This window comes from Archaeoglobus veneficus SNP6, assembly GCF_000194625.1.
Taxonomy (GTDB): domain Archaea; phylum Halobacteriota; class Archaeoglobi; order Archaeoglobales; family Archaeoglobaceae; genus Archaeoglobus_C; species Archaeoglobus_C veneficus.
Genome location: NC_015320.1, coordinates 832609 through 848812, shown reverse-complemented (window position 1 = coordinate 848812; position 16204 = coordinate 832609). Strand labels below are relative to the sequence as shown.

Sequence of the window (16204 nt, the reverse complement as noted above, 5' to 3'; positions counted from 1 at the left end):
GACGTTGTCCCATTAATTTATTTTTTGGGCATTATCAATTAAACTTATACAAGCTTCCACCTCGTCCCCCTTGGCGTGTCAATGAGTACGTAGCCCCTCTCCCTGAGCTTCTCCCTTATTCTGTCAGCTTTCTCGAAGTTCTTCTCTCTTCTCGCTTCTTCTCTCTCCTTCACAAGCTCCGCAAGCTCGCTGCTAAGAACTGGAACTCGCTGATAATCTACGAAGATACCGAGAACGTTGCACAGGCTCAAAAACGTTTCAAAGGCATTCTCAAGCTCTTCCAGCCCCGCGAGACCTTTATTGACGGCTTTGTTTGTTCTCGTCGAAAACTCGTGCAGCGATGCTATAGCCTTGGGTGTGTTGAAGTCGTTCTCCATCGCGCTGATGAAATTCGCTGAAAGGTTCGACGTTGCGTCGTTAAGCTCTCCCGCTCCTTCACCACCTCCGAACGTTTTAAAAGCTGCAATTTCCATGTCTATGAGTTCGAGAGTGTTTCTGAGGGCAGAGTAAGCTTTTTCCGCCCTCTCAATTGATTCCTCGCTGTAGTCGATGGGGCTGCGGTAGTGGGCTGAAAGCAGGAAGTACCGCAACACCTCTCCATTGTACTTCTGCAGAACGTCTCTGATTTTTACGATGTTGCCAAGGCTTTTGCTCATCTTTTCGCCCTTTATTGTCACGAAGTCGTTGTGTATCCAGTAGCGGACAGGTTCAATGCCATGCAAAGCGTAGCTCTGGGCTCTCTCGTTCTCGTGATGGGGGAAAATCAAGTCCTTGCCCCCTCCATGGATGTCGAATGGGATGCCGAGATACTTTGCCGCCATTACCGAGCACTCGATGTGCCATCCCGGCCTTCCAAGGCCCCATGGCGAGTCAAAGACAGCCTTTGCCTTAATATCCTCCTCCTTCGCTGCCTTCCAGAGGGCAAAATCTTTTACGTCCTTTTTTCTCTCATCAGGCTCAATACGATGCCTGTTCAACTCTTCGAGGCTCATGCCAGATAACTCGCCGTAATGCGAGAAGGAGGGAACATGGAAGTAAACGTCTTTGTTTTCTCCGCCAACTTCGTAGGCATAGCCCTTCTTTATTAGCTCGCTTACAGCCTGGATTATATCAGAAATGTGTTCAGTCACTTTTGGATGATACGTAGCCTTTCTTACGTTCAAAGCTTCCATGTCCTTGAAATATTCGGCAATGAATTTCTCAGCTACTTCCTTCTGGGTTCTGTTCTCAGCGACCGCCCTCCTGACGATTTTGTCGTCAACGTCGGTGAAGTTCTGGACGTAGATAACCTCGTGTCCCTTCCACTCGAGATAGCGCCGGAACGTGTCGAAAATAACAGCACTTCTCGCGTGGCCTATGTGGGAGTAATCGTAGGCAGTAATTCCACAAACGTAAATTCTTACGGTTTTGTCAAGCTTCAACTCCTCCTCTCTCTTCGTGAGGGTGTTGTACAATCGCATGCTGCTGATTAAGCGTAGAGCAATAAAAAACTTCGGAATAGTTTTATGATGAAATGAAGAGCATAGAATTGTGCCCGAAGGACTTCGCAAAAAATTGAAGAGAAAACTTGAGATTTACAGACTGTACTGCGAAATGACGAACCTCGTGCCCATTTCGAGACGCTATTTTATCATAGGTTATTTCGACGGCGTTCTCACAATTCAGGGCCTTATAATGGGAGCCCACCTGAGCGGAAAAGCAACACCAGAGGTTATAATCTCCGCCGGCATCGCCACAGCCATAGCTCTCGGGATCTCCAGCGGGTGGGGTGCTTATGAGGCGGAGGGTGTGGAGCAAAGAGCCATGAAAAAGCGGCGAGAGAAAGCAATGCTGAGAAACGTTGGTGGAATCGTGGACAGAGCGCACACCTTCGCAGTATACATATCCGCAATTGTCCATGCAATATCACCTATCATTGCTGCATGCGTGCCGCTGCTCGTTTATCTATTCCTGCCAATGGATATGGCTTTTGTTGTGGCGCTGAGTCTTGGATTCGTCCAACTCTTCGCAATCGGTGCAGTCATGGGAAGGGTTGCGGACGTGAATGTAGCCATCGCAGGACTCAGACTCGTTTTAGCAGGAGTAGTAACACTCGCAATTATAATACTGCTCAGCCCGAGCCATGTGATATAGACGTGCAGGAAGTAGAAGGTACGGGATATAATATCTCAAAAAAGCAGTTAGAGGAAAAGTGAATGCAGCCATATCTTCAATTATACTAATGTCGGTAACCTCCTGAAAAAAGGACTCGATGTCCTGTATATTATATCCAGCACGTGTGTCAGAACGGTTGCTGCGAGAAGTGAAGAGAGAACGTGGATATTCCCACCAGCGACACCACTTCCAAGCGAGATTAAGCCAACACCGGTCAGTAAGACGACAGTAAATGACTCAGAAATCAAAGTTGTGACATCCTCAAGTATGAGAAAAATACGGTGCTTTTTTACAAAGATAAGAAGCAAGATCGTAACAGCAAAGATGAAGAAAGAAAGCACACCAGTTGTAACCACGATGTAAGGTTCAAGTAAGCTGAGAGGTATCTCCTTCCCCATCAACCATACGACAGACATGTAAAGCAGTATCTCTCTGAGTCTGGGGAGGCTAATTGACACGCCGCGTTCCATGAACTGGATAAAAAGCAGTATGCCTGCACTGGCCGTAATAGCACCCATAATACAATCTGCAAGCAGAACATCGATGCTAAGCAGATGGCAGAGAGAATGAAGAAGGAACGAGAAACTTAGCGCAACATATAAGCCTGCTGCGCCTCTGAGGTACTTCTCGTGACGGGTAAGAGTACCTGACGGGACAAGTACATATCCAATAAGTCCTACAATCGACGTGAAAAAGCCGATTAACGTCAGGACAGATAGCATACAGCATTGGATAGTAAATTCAGAATTAGTAATTTTTGTGTAATTTTTGTTATAGATGATATAATACTTATAGCAATTACCATTTGATAAAAGAAAGTGGCCGTTTCCTCAGGGATTTTCGAACGATCAGTTAACCTTTTAAAACCGGCCGGAAACGGTGGAACATGGGCAGGGCGTGGAAGTTTGGCGATGATATAGACACGGACGTTATAATTCAGGGGAAGTACCTCGTCATTAATGATCCTGCTGAACTTGCCAAGCACGTTTTTGAGAACGTTAGAAGCGAGTTTGTCAAGGAGGTAAAACCTGGAGATTTCGTCGTAGCGGGAGAGAATTTCGGATGTGGAAGCAGTAGAGAGCATGCTCCTCTCGCCTTGAAGGCTACTGGAATTGAGGCCGTTATAGCAAAGTCTTACGCGAGAATATTCTTCAGGAATGCGATAAACATAGGCTTAAGAGCACTGGAATGCAAAGATGCGGACAAAATAGATGATGGAGACGAGCTGGAAGTTGACTACTCGAGGAACGTAATTGTGAACAAGACCAAGGGTGAAGAGTACCCGATAAACCCCCTTCCGGAGTTTCTGCTGCAGATAATCGAGAAGGGCGGACTCGTCGGTTTCGGGAAAGCCCTGCTGAAGTCCGAATAAAGAGGTTTAATTGGGGGGTAAGGAATGGGGATGGAGTCAATTCTCAAAAAGGTTACTGAATACAAGTGGGAATTGCCCAAGAGCTACAAGCAGGGAATGAGGGTTCCGGCGTACTTCTACATCAACAGGAAGCTGATGCAGATTCTCGAGAAAGATGCAGTCGAACAGGCTGCAAACGTAGCGACGATGCCGGGCATCCAGAAGGCATCGCTTGTGATGCCAGACGTCCATGTGGGCTATGGCTTTCCAATTGGGGGAGTTGCTGCCTTTGATGTTGAGGAGGGTGTTGTTTCACCTGGTGGTGTTGGTTTCGACATAAACTGCGGCGTCAGGCTCCTGAGAAGCAATCTCAGGGTTGATGATGTAAGACCGAAGATCAAACAGTTGATTGATGCACTCTTCGTCGCTGTCCCTTCTGGTGTGGGCAGTGAGGGCAGGCTGAGGGTCAGCGACAAGGAGCTGGACGAGATTTTTGTTGTTGGAGCTAAGTGGGCTATTGAGAATGGCTACGGCTGGAAAGAGGACCTTGATAACTGCGAGGAACACGGAGCACTGGCAGGAGGAAGGCCAGAGGTTGTAAGTAGAAAGGCGAGGAGTCGTGGAAAGCCACAGCTCGGTACGCTGGGAAGCGGAAACCACTTCCTCGAAGTACAGTACGTGGACAAAATCTACGATGAAGAGGCGGCGAAGGTAATGGGGCTCGAAGAGGGCATGGTTACTGTTATGATTCACTGTGGAAGTAGAGGTTTGGGGCATCAGGTTTGTACAGACTTCCTCGAAGTCCTCGATAGGGCTGTTAAGAAATACGGGATAAGGCTACCAGATAGGCAGCTTGCGTGCGCTCCGATAAAGAGCAGAGAGGGACAGGACTACTTCGGCGGTATGGCTGCAAGCGCGAACTACGCGTGGTGCAACAGGCAGATAATAACCCACTGGGTTCGCGAGACTTTCGAGAAGATATTCGGCATGAGCGAAGATGACCTGGAAATGAGACTCGTTTACGATGTGGCGCACAACATAGCCAAGTTTGAGGAACACCTCGTCGATGGCAAGAAAAAGAAAGTCTGCGTTCACAGAAAGGGTGCAACAAGGGCATTCGGGCCGGGATGCAAAGAAATACCCGAGCACTACCGCGACATAGGCCAGCCAGTCCTCATCCCTGGAAGCATGGGAACTCCAAGCTACGTACTGATTGGCACGGAAAAAGCCATGGAAGAGAGCTTTGGCTCGACGTGTCACGGCAGCGGGAGAGTCATGAGCAGAGCTGCAGCAAAGAGGAAGCTGAGGGGCTCTGCAGTGAGGTCAAATCTTGAAAAGAGAGGGATATATGTGAGGGCGACGCAGGGTGCGCTGCTCGCAGAGGAGGCGCCGGAAGCATACAAGCGCAGCGATGATGTTGTAGAAGTTGTGCACAAAGCTGGCCTCTCAAGGCTCGTCGCAAGATTGCTTCCGCTGGGTGTTGCGAAGGGTTGATTTGGGTTTTTGATTTGTTTTTTTGCTAACTTGTATATTTTCTGAATATTTCATCAAAATTATTTAATATTGCCCGCATGTTCTTGGCCCTCTCACACTCAAGCACCTTTATAAATAGCCCCACCAACCTCCCATGAAATGACCTCCATAGCAATCCCGTCTTCAGCTCTCATAAACGAGAGAGATGAAAAAATTAAGGCGTACAAGGTCGGGCAGATAGCAAGGGCTGCAGCGATATTCAGAGTAGATGAGATTATAATATACCGCGACCCCAAGCTCGATGAATCGGACTTTATCGCGGACGTGCTTCAATACCTCGAAACTCCTCAGTACCTCAGAAAATACTTAATACCAATCAAGCCAAGCCTCAAGTACGCAGGAGTGCTGCCTCCTCTCCGCATCCCATCCCATCGGCCGAAAGATTTAAAAATCGGTGAAGTGAGGGATGGGGTCGTTAGAAGGGTTGGTCCTGACGGCACCGCGTGGGTCGATGTCGGTGTAAAGGCCCTGGCCCTGCTCAAGAGGGAGAAATCCCGATACAAACTAAAAAGCGGGGCCCGTGTGACCGTCAGGGTCTGTTCGACGAAGCCGTTGGTCGTTGAAGAGGTTGAGCCCCGGGAAGTGGAGGAGTACTGGGGCTATAAAGTAAGAAAAGCGGAGCTTGATGAGGTGCTCCGCAGAGAAGAAGTGGTACTAACCTCTAAGAGGTGCCACAAACCCGGCATTGGCGAGATAGCCTCGCTTAAAAGCCCGACGCTGGTGTTCGGGAGCCCTGAAGAGGGTGTGCACGAGATTGCAGCGAGGCTTGGCGTAAAGCTGCCCTCAAGGTGCTGGAACATAGTCCCAAACCAGGGGACTGAAACCGTAAGACTCGAAGAGGCTGTAATTGCAGCCCTCGCGATAATAAACTTCCTCAAATCGTGAAATAAAGTGGATTAAAGCTTGATAAGGCTTGAACAGGACAGGTGGTAGGAAATGAAGGAACACAGGCCAAGAAGGGGATCGCTTGGATTCTCGCCTCGAAAGAGAGCCAGCAGTATCGTTCCAAGGATAAGGGCTTGGCCCGAATGCAGTGAGACAAGACTGCTCGGATTTGCGGGCTATAAGGTGGGTATGACCCACGTGGTGATGGTAGACGACAGAAAGAACTCCCTTACGTACGGGGAGGAGATAGTAGTTCCGGTTACAGTGATTGAGACACCCCCCATGAAAGTGGCGGGAATAAGGGTTTACAGAAAGACACCTTACGGCATGCAGATAGCCGGAGAAGTCTGGAGCAGCGACCTCGACAACTTCCTCGGCAGAAGGCTCCAGCTTCCTAAGAAGTCCCCCGACGTTGAAAAGCTCAAAGAGATAGACGACGCTGCAGAAGTTCGCGTGATTACCTACACTCAGCCATACCTGATTACAGGAATTCCAAAGAAGGTTCCCGACGTCATGGAGCATAAGGTTGGTGGAGATGTGAGTTCTGCTCTCGACTACGCAATAGAGAAACTCGGAAAGGAAATTCGTGTTTCTGAAGTTTATTCAGAGGGAGCAATAATCGACGTTCTGTCAATAACGAAGGGTAAGGGCTTCCAGGGCCCAGTTAAGAGGTGGGGAGTTATAACGCTTGACGCAAAGCACGCAAGAAGCAGCAAACACCGCAGAGTTGGTTGTCTCGGCCCATGGAATCCGCACCACATCCGCTGGACTGTTCCGCAGGCTGGTCAGATGGGTTTCCACCAGCGCACCGAGTTCAACAAGCGCATCATTAAAATTGGGGAGGATGGAAGCGAGGTTACACCTAATGGAGGATTCCCGCACTACGGCGTTGTAAGAAGCGATTACGTCCTTATCTCAGGTAGCGTTCCTGGAAGCGTTAAAAGACTCATCCGCATGAGAGATGCGATAAGACCGCCTCAGGCGGAGTTTGACGGAATCAACCTTATATACGTCAGTACAACGTCCAAGCAGGGGAGATGAAGATGAAGGCCAACGTTCTGAATCTCAACGGCGAAGTTGTTGAAGAAATCGAATTGCCAGTAGTATTCAAGGAGGAGCTCCGCCCGGACATAATCAGGAAGGCAGTTCATGCTATCCAGAGCCACCGCAGGCAGCCTTACGGCCCCAATCCTCTTTCGGGGATAAACTACGCTGCTGAAAACTGGGGGCCGGGCCATGGATACGCGAGAGTCCCAAGGCTGAAAACAGGTAGCAGGGCTGTAAAGGTTCCGCAGGCTGTTAAAGGCAGAAGGGCTCACCCGCCCAAGGTTCAGAAGAAGTGGGAGGAGAAAATCAACAGAAAAGAGATGAGAAAAGCCCTTCGCTCTGCAATAGCGGCAACTGCCATTGCTGAAGTAGTAAAGCAGAGAAACCACGTTTTTGATGGTGATGTGCCAAAAATCGTTGTTGACGATTTTGAGGGCCTCTCAAAGACAAAAGAAGTTGCAGAGGTCTTCAAGGCAATAGGCGTTTACAGCGATGTTGTCAGGGCTGCAGAAAGAAAGCGCGTCAGAGCCGGAAAGGGCAAGATGAGAGGAAGACGCTACATCGGAAAGAAGAGTGTTCTTGTTGTAGTCTCGAAGCCGTGCAGTGTTATGAACGCAGCAAGGAATCTCCCAGGTGTTGATGTCGTGCTCGCCAAAGATCTGAACGTTGAACTCCTCGCTCCTGGAACACATCCCGGAAGGCTCACAGTCTGGACGAAGTCAGCTCTGAATGTCCTGGAGGGGTGGTTATGCTGATCAAGTGCTTCCTTGTTACTGAAAAGACAACTGCAGAGCTCGAAAAGAACATCCTGACGGCAATAGTCGATATAAGGGCAAAGAAACCCCAGATAAAGAAGGAAATCGAGAAGAGGTTTGGGGTTGAGGTTGAATCAGTTAACACGCTCATAACACCAAGGGGTGAAAAGAAGGCATACATCAAGCTCAAGCCAGATTATTCGGCTGAGGAAATCCTTTCAAAGCTCGGAGTGTTCTGAGGTGATAGAAAATGGGTAAAAGAATTATTGCTCAGAATAGAGGAAAAGGAACACCAACTTACACGGCTCCGTCTCACAAGTATAAGGCTGATCTCAGGCACCTGAAGTTCAGCGATACCAGTGTGGTAGCGAAAGTTATCGACATCGAGCACGATCCTGCAAGAAACGCTCCAATTGCCCTCGTCAAGCTCCCCGACGGAGGAGAAGAATACATAATCGCGACGGAAGGCATGGGTATTGGCGATGTTGTTGAGGCTGGGCCAGATGTTGGGTTGAGGCCGGGCAATATAACGTTCCTCAAGAATATACCCGAAGGTACTCCTATCTGCAACGTCGAATCCCAGCCCGGCGATGGTGGGAAGTTTGCAAGGTCGAGCGGAACATTTGCACTTGTCGTTGCCCACGAGGAGGATCGTGTACTCGTTCAGATGCCTTCTGGCCAGCTTAAGTGGTTTAACCCGTACTGCAGGGCGATGATCGGCGTTGTTGCCGGCGGGGGTAGAACGGACAAGCCGTTCGTGAAGGCAGGTAAGAAGTACTACAAGATGAAGAGCAAGGCTGCGAAGTGGCCGCGCGTGAGGGGTGTTGCCATGAATGCAGTGGATCACCCATTCGGTGGTGGTAAGCACCAGCACGTTGGTAAACCAAAGACAGTCAGCAGGAATGCCCCGCCTGGCAGAAAGGTTGGTAGTATTGCTGCGAGAAGGACAGGTGTGAGGCGATAACCATGGCGCTCAAAAGCAAGGTTATAAGGCCCAAAGAATTCAGATACCGCGGACACACAATTGATGAACTCAAACAGATGAGTCTCGAGCAGATTGCAGAGTTGCTGCCAGCAAGAGAGAGGAGAAAGATAAGGAGGGGCTTCACCGAGCAGGAGGAGAAGCTCCTCAGAAAGCTCAGAAAGAAGGGAGAAGCAAGGACACACTGCAGAGACATGATCGTATTGCCCGAAATGGTGGGCAAGGTCGTCTATGTCCACAACGGCAAGGAGTTCGTCAGAGTCGAGATAAAGCCTGAGATGATCGGTCACAGACTCGGCGAGTTCGCACTGACGAGGAGATTCGAGAAGCACTCAGGCCCAGGTGTTGGAGCTACGAGGAGCAGTAAATACGTGCCGCTGAAGTGATGACCTATGGCGAGGATAAACTACTCCTACACCCCGGAGGACGAAAGCAAGGCTGCGAAGGCTATGGGCTACGAGATGCCCATCAGCTTCAAGCACGCGGTAGAGATCTGCAGGGAACTCAAGGGCAAGAAGATAGACGAGGCGATAAACTACCTCGAGGACGTAATTGCAATGAAAAGGGCAGTGCCGTTCAGGAAGTACAAGAAGAAGGTTGCACACAAGAGCGGACTTGAGAAGTGGTACGCGGGCAGGTATCCGCAGAAGGCTGCGAAGCACATACTGAAAGTGCTGAAGAACCTCGAAGCCAATGCAGAATACAAGGGCCTCGAAACAGACCGCCTTGTTATAGTTCATGCGCAGGCGAAGAAGGGAAGGGTGTTGAAGAGATACATGCCGAGGGCCTTTGGTAGGGCCACACCCCGCTTTAAGGTATTCACAACAGTAGAATTCGTGGCAGAGGTGCGATAATGGCGGTAGAGAGGAAGTTTGTCGAGGACAGAATCAAGAAGCTCAAGGTCAAGGAGTGGATGATTCAGGAAGTCCGCAACGCCGGATTCGGCGGAGTAGACATTACCAGGACTCCACTCGGCACACAGGTTACGCTGTTCGTCGAAAGACCGGGCTTGGTTATAGGAAAAGGCGGAAGAAGAATCAGAGCACTGACTGAGAGACTCAAGGAGTTCGGCATTGAAAACCCGCAGGTAAGTGTCGACGAAATCGAAAAGCCAGAGTTTAACGCACAGCTCATGGCTTCACTGCTCGCAAGAGCCCTCGAGAGAGGCTGGTACTTCAGAAAGGCTGGCTACAGGTTCCTCTACAGAATCATGGAAGCGGGAGCCAAGGGATGCGAGATAGAGATAAGTGGAAAGCTGACGAGCGAAAGGGCGAGAACTGAGAAGTTCCTCGCCGGAACGATGGTTCACACGGGTGAGCCGGCATCCAGCATGGTCAGAAAGGGCTTTGACATTGCAATAAAGAAGCTTGGAGTCCTTGGCGTTACGGTCAGAATAATCCCGCCCGACGTCGAGCTGCCCGACGAGTTCAGAGTTAAGGAGATCACAGCCCCGGATGTTACCGAAGCTCAGGCTCAGGAAGTCAAGCCTGCCGAAAGTGTTGAGGGTGGAGAAGAGGCCAAGGAGGGGATGAAGAATGAAAATGCAGGAGATCAGGGAAATGAGCAGAGAGGAGAAGCTGAAAAAGCTGAATGAACTTGAGATGGAGTTGCTCAGGCTCAGAACGCTTGCAAGGAGTGGAGGAGCGCTCGAAAACCCAGGACAGATCAGGGCAATAAGGAAGGACATAGCCCGCATCAAGTTCGCCCTTGGTCAGGAAGGATACAAGGTGTAGTCATGGAACCCGCACTCATACTCGCCGACGAATGGATAGGACTCAAAGTAGAGGTGGTTGAAAGTCCCAATCCAAGTGAAGTTGGTCTGAAGGGTATTGTCGTTGACGAAACGATGAACACCCTTCGAATTAAGACTGAAAAAAGCTTAAAAACCGTGGCGAAGAGGGGCAGAGTCTTCAGAGTATGGTATAAGGGAAGGGTGCTGAGGGTGAAAGGCGATCTGATAGCCTTCAGACCTGAGGAAAGAATAAAAAGAGGAATCATGCTCATCAAGAGGGCTAAACGCTGAAAAAGCTGAAAAGCTGAAGAGGTGGATGTATGAGGGATATTGGTATTGACGTCAGACCGCCGGAAAAGGAATGTGACGATAAACACTGCCCCTTCCATGGCAGTTTGCCTGTAAGGGGGCAGGTATTTAGAGGTAGGGTCGTCAAAACCTACGAAAAGTCGGCAGTAATCGAGAGAGAAATGCTGAGGTACGTGCCAAAATATGAGAGGTACCTCAAGAAGAGGAGCAAGCTTCATGCCCACAATCCGCCATGTATTGATGCAAAACCTGGAGATATCGTAACTATCGCGGAGTGCAGACCCATTAGCAAGACTAAATCATTCGTAATAGTGGAGAGGATAGCCCATGAAGGGGATTAAGGCTAACGTCCCGAAAGTATTGCCCACAGGAGCGAGGCTCGTCTGCACAGACAATACTGGAGCAAGAGAACTCGAGATAATCGCCGTTAAGGGATACAAGGGTGTCAGGAGGCGCTACCCTGCTGCGGGAGTAGGGGACATAGTCGTCGTTTCAGTTAAGAAGGGTACACCCGAGATAAGAAAGCAGGTGCACTATGCGGTCATAGTCAGGCAGCGCAAGGAGTACCGCCGCCCGGATGGTACTCGCGTAAAGTTCGAAGACAATGCTGCTGTAATAACTGACGATAAGGGCAACCCGAAGGGCACAGAAATAAGAGGTGCAGTTGCAAGGGAAGCTGCTGAGCGCTTCTCCAAGATAGGCTCCCTTGCGGCAGCGATAATATGAGGTGGTAGGAATGGTTGTATCAAAGCAGCCGAGAAAACAGAGAAAGTGGCTGTACACGGCAAAGCTCCACGAGAGGCACAGGCTTCTCCGTGCAACCCTCTCAAAGGAGCTCAGAAAGAAGTACGGGAAGCGCAGTATCAGGATTAAGAAAGGAGACAAGGTCAGAATAATGAGGGGTAAGTTTGCGGGCCATGAGGGCAGAGTACTGGAAGTTGACATGAAAAGGTGTGTCATCAAGGTTGACGGCGCTACGACAACGAAAGCAGACGGGACGGAAGTAGCTGTACCAATTCATCCATCAAACGTCATGATAATCGAGCTAAAGGAAATTGATGATGTTAGAAAGAAGATACTTGAGAGGTGAAGCAGATGCACCAGAAAAGACTTTCCGCCCCAAAAACCATAAAGGTTCCGAGAAAAATCAAGAAATGGCTTGTTAAAACAGCTCCAGGCCCACACAACAAAAACGCAGTTCCACTGCTCGTAATTGTCAGAGACTTTCTCGGCCTTGCAGATACTGCAAGAGAAGCAAGGAGGGTCATCGCTGCTGGAGAGATCCTCGTTGATGGCAGGCCAAGGAAAGACTACAAGTTCCCCGTCGGACTTTTCGATGTAATCAGCATTCCGAAGCTCGGAAAGAGCTACAGAATACTCTTCGACGACAAGGGCAGATACATTCCAAAGGAGATCGGTGACGACAAGCTCAAGCTCTACAAGATCGTTAACAAGACGATCGTCAAGGGCGGTAAGGTTCAGCTCAACCTCTTCGACGGAACGAACATACTTGCCGACAACACCTACAAAACTAAAGATAGTGTTCTTCTTGAACTTCCTGAAAAGAAAATAGTTGATCACCTGAAGTTTGAGGAAGGCGCCCTCGTCATGATTGTTGGTGGAACCCACGCCGGAGAAATTGGAAGAATTAAAGAGTATAAGGTTGTTAGAGGTTCCGCTCCAAATCTCGTAACGATAGAGAGTGAAAAAGGAGTTATTACCACGATTGAAGATCACGTTTTCGTCGTCGGTAAGCCGGACGGAAAACCAGTAATTGATCTGGGGGTCTGAAGATGGCGGCTGAAGTGGAGGCAAAGGCTGCAAGCACAGATGTGGGCAGGGAAAACCCGATGCGGGAGATCCTCGTAGACAAGGTAGTGGTAAACATCGGCGTTGGAGAGAGCGGAGAGAGACACAAGAAGGCTCTCCAGCTCCTCGAGCAGCTTACGGGGCAAAAGCCCACGATTACGTACGCAGAGAAGACAATAAAGAACTTCAACATAAGGAAGGGTGAGGCAATAGGAGCAAAGGTAACCCTCAGGGGAGAAAAGGCCATAAAGTTCCTGAAAGATGCCCTCACAGTTAAGGAATTCAAGCTCAGCAGAAGGCAAGTCGGCAGCGGAGAGTTCTCCTTCGGAATTGCCGAGCACATAGACCTGCCGGGAGTCACCTACGACCCGGACATGGGCATCTTTGGAATGGATGTCTGCGTTGTGCTGAAGAGGAGAGGATACCGGGTTGCGAGGAGAAAGATTGCGAAAGCAAAGGTTGGTAAGAATCACCGCATAACCAGAGAAGAGACGATCGAGTTTTTGAAAACCCTTGGCGTGGAGGTAGTATAATGAAAGAGAGAAAGAAGATCTTCGGAAGAGGTGCGAGCGAGTGCAGGAGATGCGGAAGAAAAGCTGGCCTCGTAAGGAAGTATGGTATTTACCTTTGCAGGCAGTGCTTTAGAGAAGTTGCTGCCGAACTCGGATTTAAGAAGTACTGGTGATGGGTATGAGCCTTAGCGATACTCTCTCAAACGCCATGTCGATAATAAAGAACGCGGAGAGCTGCGGTAAGAGCGAGTGCGAGATAAGACCCGCATCGAAGCTCGTTGGAAACGTGCTCAGGGTGCTCAAGGACTACGGTTACATAAAGAGCTTCGAATACAGGGACGACAAGAGAGGCGGAGCGTTCTTCGTAGAGCTTTCAGGAAGGATAAACGATTGCGGAGCTGTAAGGCCGCGCTTCTCCGTTAAAAAGACTGAATACGAGAAGTTCGAGAAGAGGTTCCTGCCAGCGAGAGACTTCGGAATCCTCGTTGTTTCGACTGTGAAGGGCGTAATGTCTCAGAAGGAAGCAAGAGAACGTGGTCTTGGGGGAGTTTTGCTTGCATACGTCTACTGAGGTGTTGGCGATGATAGAGAGAGTCGTAGAGGTCCCGGATGGCGTTGATGTTAACATTGAAGGTGACGACGTTAAGGGGTATCTCATCACGGTTAAGGGGCCAAAGGGTGAGAACTCAAGGCTCCTGAAGTTCAGAGACGTGCACATCGTCAAGGAAAACGGAAAAATCAGAGTTTATACTGAAAGCAAGAAGACCAAGCAGAAGGCGATGGTGGGAACCTTTGCCGCTCACGTTAACAACCTGATTAAGGGTGTAACTGAGGGCTTCCAGTACAAGCTCAGAGTTGTTTACTCACACTTCCCCATAAAGGTCAGAGTTGAAGGTAACGAGGTAATCATAGAGAACTTCCTTGGAGAGAAGTACCCGAGGAAGTCCAAGATAGTCGGTAGAGCTACAGTGAAGATTCAGGGTAACGACATAATCGTCGAGGGGATTGATAAGGAAGAATGTGGTCAGACTGCAGCAAACCTCGAACAGACGACGAGAATTAAGAACCTCGATGTCCGTGTGTTCCAAGATGGTATTTACATAGTTGAAAAACCGTGAGGTGTGGGCGATGGATAGGCTGCTCAGACTCAGGAGAAGACTGAAGGCAAGGAAGCCAGAATTCAGAAGGTATGAATCTCACAAAAAGCTCAGACTTCGTGACAAAGGCTGGAGGAGACCAAGAGGCAGACACAGCAAGCTGAGACAGAGGTATGGCGGAAAGTGGAGCGGGAGAATCCTCGTCAACATTGGATTTGGTTCTCCCAAAGCCGTAAGAGGTTTGCACCCGAGTGGAAAGGAAGATGTACTCGTTTACAACCCCCAGCAGCTTGAGGGCATCGATCCCACGAGACAGGCTGTGAGGATAGCAGCCAGCGTTGGGATGAAGAAGAGGCTCATGATTGAAGAAAAAGCAAAAGAAATGGGTATTGTCATTCTCAACCCCACCCAAAGGTGATGATTATGGATTTGAGGCTACAAAGAAGGCTTGCAGCAAGTTTGCTCGATTGCGGTGAGAACCGCGTGTGGATGGACCCGAACGCCCTCGACGACATAGCGGCAGCAGCAACGAAAGACGACATAAGGAAGCTCATAGAAGAGGGCGTAATAAAGAGAAAGCCCGTAAAGGGTATCAGCAGAGCAAGAATAAACGCAAGAAAGCTCCAGAGGAGAAAGGGCAGAAGAAGAGGTCACGGAAGCAGGAAGGGTAAGAAGGGCGCAAGGATGCCGTCGAAGGAACTCTGGATAACAAGAATCAGAGCTATAAGAAGGAGGCTCAAGTTCTTGAGAGATGCAGAGATTATAGACAGAAGAACGTACCGCCTGCTGTATAGAAAGGCGAAGGGTGGGGAATTCAGAAGCGTTGCTCACCTTAACGCTTATCTCCAGACACAGGGTTTGATTAAGGGGTGATTTAATTGGCAAGAGGACCGAGATACAGGGTCAAATTCAGAAGGAGAAGGGAAGGGAAAACAAACTACAAGAAAAGACTCAAGCTCCTGCTCTCAAGAAAGCCGAGACTGGTGGTCAGAGTAACGAATAAGAGAATAATCGCACAGGTCGTCGAGTACAGCCCTGAGGGGGATAGAGTTATCGCCGCTGCTGATTCGTCAATGCTCCCTCAGTTCGGCTGGAAGGGTGATTTAAACAACACTCCTGCAGCATACCTGACCGGGCTGCTGATAGCAAAGAAGGCACTTTCGAAGGGCGTAAGCGAAGCAGTCCTCGACATAGGACTCCACGCCCCAACAAGGGGTTCAAGAGTCTTTGCCGTGCTTCGCGGAGCCGTTGAAGGCGGGCTTGATGTCCCGCACAGCCCGGAGGTGTTCCCGGACGATTCACGCATCATGGGTGAGCACATAGCAGCCTACTACGAAGAGGCTCCAGAGAAGTTTGCGGAGTATGAGAGGAGGGGTCTGAAGCCCTCCGACCTGCCGGCTCATGTTGATGAGATAAAGAGCAAGATAATGGAGATGGTGCAATGATCGAGGAATGGGTACCGAGAACGAGGCTCGGGAAGCTCGTAGCAGATGGTAAGATTAAAACGATAGATGAAGCGATAGCCAGCGGGTTGCCGCTCAAGGAGCCAGAGATAGTTGATGTTCTTCTTCCCGAGCTCGAAGACGAAGTCCTCGAAATTGCAATGGTGCAGCGCATGACAGACAGTGGCAGGAGAACGAAGTTCAGAGTTACTGCTGTCGTTGGCAACAAGAACGGTTACGTGGGTGTTGGAGTTGGCAAAGCCTCTCAGGTGGCTCCAGCGATACAGAAGGCCATCAACAATGCGAAGATCAACATATTCAAAGTTCAGCGCGGCTGCGGTTCATGGGAGTGCGGCTGCGGTATGGAGCACTCAATTCCGTGCAAGGTCACTGGTAGCGCTGGAAGTGTTCGTGTAACTCTCATTCCAGGCCCCAAGGGCCTTGGCCTCGTTGCAGGAGATGTCGCCAAGAAGGTACTCGAGCTTGCAGGCGTTAAAGACGTCTGGACTTTCACCAAGGGTAGCACGAAAACAACGATAAACTTCGCAAGAGCAACATATGAAGCGCTTAAACAAACGATGTATGTCAAGAGGTGA

The 16204-nt window shown here is 49.7% G+C and carries 27 protein-coding genes; 25 read left to right on the top strand and 2 right to left on the bottom strand.

Features of this window, described 5'->3' with window-relative positions:
- Positions 1-44: 44 nt before the first annotated feature.
- Positions 45-1460 carry a cysteine--tRNA ligase gene (gene cysS, locus ARCVE_RS04910; RefSeq protein WP_013683666.1) on the bottom strand — a complete coding sequence of 472 codons (1416 nt, stop codon included), beginning with the start codon at positions 1458-1460 and terminating at the stop codon, positions 45-47.
- Positions 1461-1530: 70 nt separating this feature from the next.
- On the opposite strand from cysS, the gene ARCVE_RS04905 reads away from it, so the two are divergent.
- Positions 1531-2133: a VIT1/CCC1 transporter family protein gene (locus ARCVE_RS04905; protein WP_013683665.1), complete on the top strand. Its 603-nt coding sequence runs from the start codon at positions 1531-1533 to the stop codon at positions 2131-2133.
- An 80-nt stretch (positions 2134-2213) separates the two neighbouring features.
- Here ARCVE_RS04905 and ARCVE_RS04900 read toward each other — a convergent pair whose 3' ends face one another.
- The gene (locus tag ARCVE_RS04900) at positions 2214-2876 is read right to left on the bottom strand and encodes a hypothetical protein (protein ID WP_013683664.1); all 663 of its coding nucleotides are present in this window, start codon (positions 2874-2876) and stop codon (positions 2214-2216) included.
- A gap of 164 nt (positions 2877-3040) precedes the next feature.
- Between ARCVE_RS04900 and ARCVE_RS04895 the strand changes: the two genes are divergently transcribed.
- From ARCVE_RS04895 to rpsE, 24 genes are all read left to right on the top strand, one after another.
- Positions 3041-3526 carry a 3-isopropylmalate dehydratase small subunit gene (locus tag ARCVE_RS04895; protein ID WP_013683663.1) on the top strand — a complete coding sequence of 162 codons (486 nt, stop codon included), beginning with the start codon at positions 3041-3043 and terminating at the stop codon, positions 3524-3526.
- A gap of 30 nt (positions 3527-3556) precedes the next feature.
- Positions 3557-4999, top strand: coding sequence for an RtcB family protein (locus tag ARCVE_RS04890; RefSeq protein WP_013683662.1), 1443 nt, complete (start codon positions 3557-3559; stop codon positions 4997-4999).
- Between the two features lie 138 nt (positions 5000-5137).
- Complete coding sequence (locus ARCVE_RS04885; protein ID WP_013683661.1) at positions 5138-5923, top strand: putative RNA uridine N3 methyltransferase; 786 nt, start codon at positions 5138-5140, stop codon at positions 5921-5923.
- A 51-nt stretch (positions 5924-5974) separates the two neighbouring features.
- Positions 5975-6964, top strand: coding sequence for a 50S ribosomal protein L3 (locus tag ARCVE_RS04880; RefSeq protein WP_013683660.1), 990 nt, complete (start codon positions 5975-5977; stop codon positions 6962-6964).
- A 2-nt stretch (positions 6965-6966) separates the two neighbouring features.
- Entirely contained in the window at positions 6967-7725 is a 759-nt protein-coding gene (rpl4p, locus tag ARCVE_RS04875; protein WP_013683659.1) for a 50S ribosomal protein L4, read from the top strand.
- Positions 7719-7964: a 50S ribosomal protein L23 gene (locus ARCVE_RS04870; RefSeq protein ID WP_013683658.1), complete on the top strand. Its 246-nt coding sequence runs from the start codon at positions 7719-7721 to the stop codon at positions 7962-7964. Before rpl4p ends, ARCVE_RS04870 begins: the two co-directional genes overlap by 7 nt.
- A gap of 11 nt (positions 7965-7975) precedes the next feature.
- Complete coding sequence (locus ARCVE_RS04865) at positions 7976-8689, top strand: 50S ribosomal protein L2 (RefSeq protein WP_013683657.1); 714 nt, start codon at positions 7976-7978, stop codon at positions 8687-8689.
- A gap of 2 nt (positions 8690-8691) precedes the next feature.
- Positions 8692-9093: a 30S ribosomal protein S19 gene (gene rpsS, locus ARCVE_RS04860; protein ID WP_013683656.1), complete on the top strand. Its 402-nt coding sequence runs from the start codon at positions 8692-8694 to the stop codon at positions 9091-9093.
- A 6-nt stretch (positions 9094-9099) separates the two neighbouring features.
- Positions 9100-9561 carry a 50S ribosomal protein L22 gene (gene rplV / locus ARCVE_RS04855; RefSeq protein ID WP_013683655.1) on the top strand — a complete coding sequence of 154 codons (462 nt, stop codon included), beginning with the start codon at positions 9100-9102 and terminating at the stop codon, positions 9559-9561.
- Positions 9561-10301: a 30S ribosomal protein S3 gene (locus ARCVE_RS04850; RefSeq protein WP_013683654.1), complete on the top strand. Its 741-nt coding sequence runs from the start codon at positions 9561-9563 to the stop codon at positions 10299-10301. The genes rplV and ARCVE_RS04850 overlap by 1 nt, the downstream gene beginning before the upstream one ends.
- Positions 10243-10440 (top strand): 50S ribosomal protein L29, encoded by a 198-nt coding sequence (rpmC, locus tag ARCVE_RS04845; protein ID WP_048085657.1) that lies wholly within the window; start codon positions 10243-10245, stop codon positions 10438-10440. Before ARCVE_RS04850 ends, rpmC begins: the two co-directional genes overlap by 59 nt.
- A 2-nt stretch (positions 10441-10442) precedes the next feature.
- On the top strand, positions 10443-10730 hold the full coding sequence (locus ARCVE_RS04840; protein ID WP_013683652.1) for a ribonuclease P component 1 family protein: 288 nt from the start codon (positions 10443-10445) through the stop codon (positions 10728-10730).
- A gap of 29 nt (positions 10731-10759) precedes the next feature.
- The gene (locus ARCVE_RS04835; RefSeq protein WP_013683651.1) at positions 10760-11089 is read left to right on the top strand and encodes a 30S ribosomal protein S17; all 330 of its coding nucleotides are present in this window, start codon (positions 10760-10762) and stop codon (positions 11087-11089) included.
- Entirely contained in the window at positions 11076-11474 is a 399-nt protein-coding gene (locus ARCVE_RS04830; protein WP_013683650.1) for a 50S ribosomal protein L14, read from the top strand. Before ARCVE_RS04835 ends, ARCVE_RS04830 begins: the two co-directional genes overlap by 14 nt.
- A 10-nt stretch (positions 11475-11484) precedes the next feature.
- Entirely contained in the window at positions 11485-11838 is a 354-nt protein-coding gene (gene rplX / locus ARCVE_RS04825; protein ID WP_013683649.1) for a 50S ribosomal protein L24, read from the top strand.
- A gap of 5 nt (positions 11839-11843) precedes the next feature.
- Complete coding sequence (locus ARCVE_RS04820) at positions 11844-12539, top strand: 30S ribosomal protein S4e (RefSeq protein ID WP_013683648.1); 696 nt, start codon at positions 11844-11846, stop codon at positions 12537-12539.
- 2 nt (positions 12540-12541) lie between these two features.
- Positions 12542-13090 (top strand): 50S ribosomal protein L5, encoded by a 549-nt coding sequence (locus ARCVE_RS04815; RefSeq protein WP_013683647.1) that lies wholly within the window; start codon positions 12542-12544, stop codon positions 13088-13090.
- Entirely contained in the window at positions 13090-13242 is a 153-nt protein-coding gene (locus ARCVE_RS04810; RefSeq protein WP_013683646.1) for a 30S ribosomal protein S14, read from the top strand. The genes ARCVE_RS04815 and ARCVE_RS04810 overlap by 1 nt, the downstream gene beginning before the upstream one ends.
- 5 nt (positions 13243-13247) lie before the next feature.
- Positions 13248-13640, top strand: coding sequence for a 30S ribosomal protein S8 (locus ARCVE_RS04805; protein WP_013683645.1), 393 nt, complete (start codon positions 13248-13250; stop codon positions 13638-13640).
- Positions 13641-13650: 10 nt separating this feature from the next.
- Positions 13651-14187, top strand: a complete 537-nt coding sequence (locus ARCVE_RS04800) for a 50S ribosomal protein L6 (protein ID WP_013683644.1) — start codon at positions 13651-13653, stop codon at positions 14185-14187.
- A 10-nt stretch (positions 14188-14197) separates the two neighbouring features.
- A complete protein-coding gene (locus ARCVE_RS04795) occupies positions 14198-14584 on the top strand; it encodes a 50S ribosomal protein L32e (protein ID WP_013683643.1) in 387 nt (128 codons plus the stop codon).
- Between the two features lie 5 nt (positions 14585-14589).
- On the top strand, positions 14590-15039 hold the full coding sequence (locus ARCVE_RS04790) for a 50S ribosomal protein L19e (RefSeq protein ID WP_013683642.1): 450 nt from the start codon (positions 14590-14592) through the stop codon (positions 15037-15039).
- 5 nt (positions 15040-15044) lie between these two features.
- On the top strand, positions 15045-15611 hold the full coding sequence (locus ARCVE_RS04785) for a 50S ribosomal protein L18 (RefSeq protein WP_013683641.1): 567 nt from the start codon (positions 15045-15047) through the stop codon (positions 15609-15611).
- Entirely contained in the window at positions 15608-16204 is a 597-nt protein-coding gene (gene rpsE / locus ARCVE_RS04780; RefSeq protein WP_013683640.1) for a 30S ribosomal protein S5, read from the top strand. Before ARCVE_RS04785 ends, rpsE begins: the two co-directional genes overlap by 4 nt.

Coding starts and splice junctions, on each gene's coding strand:
- cysS (WP_013683666.1), bottom strand. CDS start 1,460: ATGCGATTGTACAACACCCTCACGAAGAGAGAGGAGGAGTTGAAGCTT.
- ARCVE_RS04900 (WP_013683664.1), bottom strand. CDS start 2,876: ATGCTATCTGTCCTGACGTTAATCGGCTTTTTCACGTCGATTGTAGGA.
- ARCVE_RS04895 (WP_013683663.1), top strand. CDS start 3,041: ATGGGCAGGGCGTGGAAGTTTGGCGATGATATAGACACGGACGTTATA.
- ARCVE_RS04890 (WP_013683662.1), top strand. CDS start 3,557: ATGGAGTCAATTCTCAAAAAGGTTACTGAATACAAGTGGGAATTGCCC.
- ARCVE_RS04885 (WP_013683661.1), top strand. CDS start 5,138: ATGACCTCCATAGCAATCCCGTCTTCAGCTCTCATAAACGAGAGAGAT.
- ARCVE_RS04880 (WP_013683660.1), top strand. CDS start 5,975: ATGAAGGAACACAGGCCAAGAAGGGGATCGCTTGGATTCTCGCCTCGA.
- rpl4p (WP_013683659.1), top strand. CDS start 6,967: ATGAAGGCCAACGTTCTGAATCTCAACGGCGAAGTTGTTGAAGAAATC.
- ARCVE_RS04870 (WP_013683658.1), top strand. CDS start 7,719: ATGCTGATCAAGTGCTTCCTTGTTACTGAAAAGACAACTGCAGAGCTC.
- ARCVE_RS04865 (WP_013683657.1), top strand. CDS start 7,976: ATGGGTAAAAGAATTATTGCTCAGAATAGAGGAAAAGGAACACCAACT.
- rpsS (WP_013683656.1), top strand. CDS start 8,692: ATGGCGCTCAAAAGCAAGGTTATAAGGCCCAAAGAATTCAGATACCGC.
- rplV (WP_013683655.1), top strand. CDS start 9,100: ATGGCGAGGATAAACTACTCCTACACCCCGGAGGACGAAAGCAAGGCT.
- ARCVE_RS04850 (WP_013683654.1), top strand. CDS start 9,561: ATGGCGGTAGAGAGGAAGTTTGTCGAGGACAGAATCAAGAAGCTCAAG.
- rpmC (WP_048085657.1), top strand. CDS start 10,243: ATGAAAATGCAGGAGATCAGGGAAATGAGCAGAGAGGAGAAGCTGAAA.
- ARCVE_RS04840 (WP_013683652.1), top strand. CDS start 10,443: ATGGAACCCGCACTCATACTCGCCGACGAATGGATAGGACTCAAAGTA.
- ARCVE_RS04835 (WP_013683651.1), top strand. CDS start 10,760: ATGAGGGATATTGGTATTGACGTCAGACCGCCGGAAAAGGAATGTGAC.
- ARCVE_RS04830 (WP_013683650.1), top strand. CDS start 11,076: ATGAAGGGGATTAAGGCTAACGTCCCGAAAGTATTGCCCACAGGAGCG.
- rplX (WP_013683649.1), top strand. CDS start 11,485: ATGGTTGTATCAAAGCAGCCGAGAAAACAGAGAAAGTGGCTGTACACG.
- ARCVE_RS04820 (WP_013683648.1), top strand. CDS start 11,844: ATGCACCAGAAAAGACTTTCCGCCCCAAAAACCATAAAGGTTCCGAGA.
- ARCVE_RS04815 (WP_013683647.1), top strand. CDS start 12,542: ATGGCGGCTGAAGTGGAGGCAAAGGCTGCAAGCACAGATGTGGGCAGG.
- ARCVE_RS04810 (WP_013683646.1), top strand. CDS start 13,090: ATGAAAGAGAGAAAGAAGATCTTCGGAAGAGGTGCGAGCGAGTGCAGG.
- ARCVE_RS04805 (WP_013683645.1), top strand. CDS start 13,248: ATGAGCCTTAGCGATACTCTCTCAAACGCCATGTCGATAATAAAGAAC.
- ARCVE_RS04800 (WP_013683644.1), top strand. CDS start 13,651: ATGATAGAGAGAGTCGTAGAGGTCCCGGATGGCGTTGATGTTAACATT.
- ARCVE_RS04795 (WP_013683643.1), top strand. CDS start 14,198: ATGGATAGGCTGCTCAGACTCAGGAGAAGACTGAAGGCAAGGAAGCCA.
- ARCVE_RS04790 (WP_013683642.1), top strand. CDS start 14,590: ATGGATTTGAGGCTACAAAGAAGGCTTGCAGCAAGTTTGCTCGATTGC.
- rpsE (WP_013683640.1), top strand. CDS start 15,608: ATGATCGAGGAATGGGTACCGAGAACGAGGCTCGGGAAGCTCGTAGCA.